Origin of the sequence: Streptomyces laculatispora (assembly GCF_017353455.1) — a bacterium.
Lineage (GTDB): Bacteria > Actinomycetota > Actinomycetes > Streptomycetales > Streptomycetaceae > Streptomyces > Streptomyces laculatispora.
Genome location: NZ_JAFMPZ010000565.1, coordinates 1 through 3,081, shown reverse-complemented (window position 1 = coordinate 3,081; position 3,081 = coordinate 1). Strand labels below are relative to the sequence as shown.

Genomic DNA, 3,081 nt, shown 5'->3' with positions numbered 1-3,081 from the left:
TGGCGGGGCGGCGCGTGGGCGGACGGGGGTGGGAGCCGCCCGCCGTGGAGTACGGGCGGGGGCACCGCGGGGTGGACCTCGCCGCCGGACCGGGAACGGCGGTGCTCGCGGCCGCTTCCGGCCGGGTCTCGTTCGCGGGCGGCGTCGCGGGGCGAGGGGTGCTGGCGATCGAGCTCACGGGGACGGGCGATCCACCGCTGCGGACCACGTACGAGCCGGTGCGCCCACTGGTCGCGAAGGGCGACGAGGTCACTGCGGGGCAGGTGGTGGCGGTCATGGCGACGGGGCCGTTCCACTGCGCGTCCGGCTGTCTGCACTGGGGGCTGCGGCGCGCGGCGGCGTATCTGGACCCGCTGTCGCTGCTGCCGCCCTCGCTGCTGCGGCGCGGACCGTCCCGGCTGCTGCCGGTGACCGGCGTGCCCGAACCGGCACCGGCACCGAGCGGGGATCCGTCGCTGCGGCCGGACAGCGGACCGGCCGCCCCCGCGCCGCTGACGGGCGCCGCCGTGACGCGCCGGTGTCAGCCCTGCCCGCCGGCGGCGCCCCGGACGCCGCACAGGATCATGGCGACGGCGGTGTCCGCGATCACGTCCGGCTGCTCCGCCACGCTGAGTTCGATACGTCGCACCGCCGCGTCCACGGAGCCCTGCAGCAGCATGGCCGCCAGCCGGGGCTGCTCGTGGCCGAGGTCGCCGAGCGCCTCCACGATCATGGCGATCAGCCCGCCATGGGCGGCGCGGATCTTCTCCCGGGCGCCCGCGTCCAGCTCGCTCGCGGAGATCGCGACGACGGCTCGGTGGCGCCGGTCCCCCACGAGATCGAGCTGCCGTCGTACGTACGCCTCGATCTTCTCCTCCGGCGTCTGCGCCCGCTCCATCGCGTTCTCCACCTCGGCCGCCCAGACGGGGAAGTCGACGGCGCAGAGCTCTTCCACGACGGCTGCGCGGGACCGGAAGTACTCGTAGACGGAGGACCGGGCGAGGCCCGTGCGCTCGGCGAGGGCGGGGAAGGTCAATGCCTCCGTGCCTCCCTCGGACAGCAGGGAACGCGCTGCGTCCAGGAGGGCGCCGCGCTGCATGGTCCGGTGCTCGGCCACAGAGGCCGCTCGAATCCTGGGCACGCGTCCACTCTACGGCGACCGGTGCCCGGGAGGGGGCGGGCGGCCCCGATCAGTGGCCGGAGCAGACCCGGCAGGGCGTCCCCGGAGGTGTTCTCCAGTGCTGCTCTCAGCGCCCGGCGTCGGCCAGTTTCGCGCGCAGCTGCAGCACTGACTTGGTATGGATCTGGCTGACTCTGCTCTCGGTGACCCCGAGGACGTTACCGATCTCGGCGAGGGTGAGGCCCTCGTAGTAGTAGAGCGTGACGACCGTCTTCTCGCGGTCCGGGAGAGTGTTGATCGCCCGGGCCAGCAGCCTCCTGAGCTCACGGCCCTCGGCCACTTCCACCGGGTTGTCGGCGGCGGTGTCCTCCAGCGTGTCCATCAGGCTCAGCCGGCCGCCGCCCTCGCCGCCCACGTGGAGCAGCTCCTCCAGCGCGACCACATTGGCCAGCGACAACTGGCTGAAAACCGCGTGCAGTTCCTCCAGCGCGATCTCCATCTCCGCGGCGACCTCCGCCTCCGACGGGGTACGCCGCAGCCGCGCCTCCAGTGTCGCGTAGGCGCGTTCGACCGCCCGCGCCTTCTGGCGCACGGAGCGGGGGATCCAGTCCAGCGCCCGGAGTTCGTCGATCATCGCGCCCCGGATGCGGGTGATCGCGTACGTCTCGAACTTGATCGCACGCTCGATGTCGAACTTCTCGATCGCGTCGATCAGCCCGAAGACCCCCGAGGAGACGAAGTCCGCCTGCTCGACGTTGGACGGCAGGCCCACGCTCACCCGGCCGGCGACGTACTTCACCAGGGGCGAGTAGTGCAGGATCAGCTGCTCCCGCAGCCGCTCGTCGCCCGTGGTCTTGTACGAACGCCACAACTCGTCGAGCGAGGAGGGGGCGGGAGGGCGCACAGTGCCACGCGCAGCCGGTGGTACTGCCGCGCGGTCAGACCCGGAGGTGTGCTGGGGCATGTGGTGCCTTGAGCCGTTCTGCTGTGAAGTGCTGGGAGATGTGCGTCTGGGGCGGGATCCTTGTGAGCGTAGCGTGACTGAAGTGTCGCGGTGCGCGCAGGATATGGGATCGGCGCCGTGCGCTACCGGGGGAACGGACGCGACACCGGTCGCGGCGCCGGACACGGCCGCGTATGCGGACGAGGACATGACTGGCGTCCGGGACCGACGCGTCGCGCGCCGGCCCCGGAGGCGTTGCCGAACGATCCGCCGAGGTCATCGGCATCACCTTTTCACCCGAATGCTCCAGGTCAAGTACCGCCTCGCCGCGCGTCGTCATTGCAAGTCGGCCGTCGCGTCAACTGCCATCCATCGCCATGACGTTCGACGAACCCCAGTGAGTGCAGTTCGTACAGCCTGGCGAGCGCCTCGTCGGCGCCCGTTCCCGCGGTTCGGGCCACCTCGCGTCCGTCGGCGGCGCCACGGGCCGGCAGCGCGTCGAGAACCCGGGTGCAGCCGGCGTCCAGAAGGTCGCGTGGAAGCACCGGACCGCGTCGGGGCGGGGCGAGTTCTCCCATGTCACCCACCAGTTCGGCGACTTCCGCCGCATCCGTCACCAGTACGCCCTCTCCCCGCAGGAGTTCATGGACGCCTGCCGACAGACCACTGGTGACGGGCCCCGGAACGCCCATGGTGAAGCGGCCGAGCCGCTGGGCGCAACGCGCCGTCACCAGTGAACCGCTGCGGTATTCGGCCTCGACCACGACGGTTCCTCTCGTCAACGCGGCGATCACCCTGTTCCGGAGGATGAACCGGCTGCGGGTGGGATGTTCGCCCGGCGGCAGTTCACTGATGACGAGCCCCTGTTCGACGATGCGTCCGATCAGTTCGGCATGTCCGCGGGGGTGGGTGGTCGTCTCGGGTGCGGCGTTCGGGGTCGACGGGGCCGCTCACCGGGGCGCTCTCGCCGCCGGTGGGGCGACGGCGGCGGTGCTGGCCTGCGGGGTGGACGTCGTGTACCCCCGCGGACATGCCGAAC

At 71.9% G+C, this 3,081-nt stretch carries 3 protein-coding genes and 2 pseudogenes; 2 read left to right on the top strand and 3 right to left on the bottom strand.

What is annotated here, in order from left to right; genetic code table 11:
* A pseudogene (locus tag J1C73_RS30085) lies at window positions 1–612 on the top strand (peptidoglycan DD-metalloendopeptidase family protein); the annotation flags it as partial.
* On the opposite strand, the gene J1C73_RS30080 reads toward J1C73_RS30085, so the two are convergent.
* The 3 genes and pseudogenes from J1C73_RS30080 to J1C73_RS30070 all read right to left on the bottom strand — a co-directional run.
* Window positions 521–1,096 (bottom strand): TetR/AcrR family transcriptional regulator, encoded by a 576-nt coding sequence (locus tag J1C73_RS30080; protein ID WP_124286075.1) that lies wholly within the window; start codon window positions 1,094–1,096, stop codon window positions 521–523. The pseudogene J1C73_RS30085 and the gene J1C73_RS30080 overlap by 92 nt on opposite strands.
* A 130-nt stretch (window positions 1,097–1,226) precedes the next feature.
* Window positions 1,227–2,063 (bottom strand): RNA polymerase sigma factor WhiG, encoded by an 837-nt coding sequence (whiG, locus tag J1C73_RS30075; RefSeq protein ID WP_207319145.1) that lies wholly within the window; start codon window positions 2,061–2,063, stop codon window positions 1,227–1,229.
* Between the two features lie 290 nt (window positions 2,064–2,353).
* Window positions 2,354–2,950, bottom strand: a pseudogene (locus J1C73_RS30070) (DNA-processing protein DprA); the annotation flags it as partial.
* Here J1C73_RS30070 and J1C73_RS36155 point away from each other — a divergent pair.
* On the top strand, window positions 2,850–3,081 hold a 232-nt coding region (locus J1C73_RS36155; protein WP_372446756.1), incomplete at its 3' end, for a DNA-processing protein DprA. The pseudogene J1C73_RS30070 and the gene J1C73_RS36155 overlap by 101 nt on opposite strands.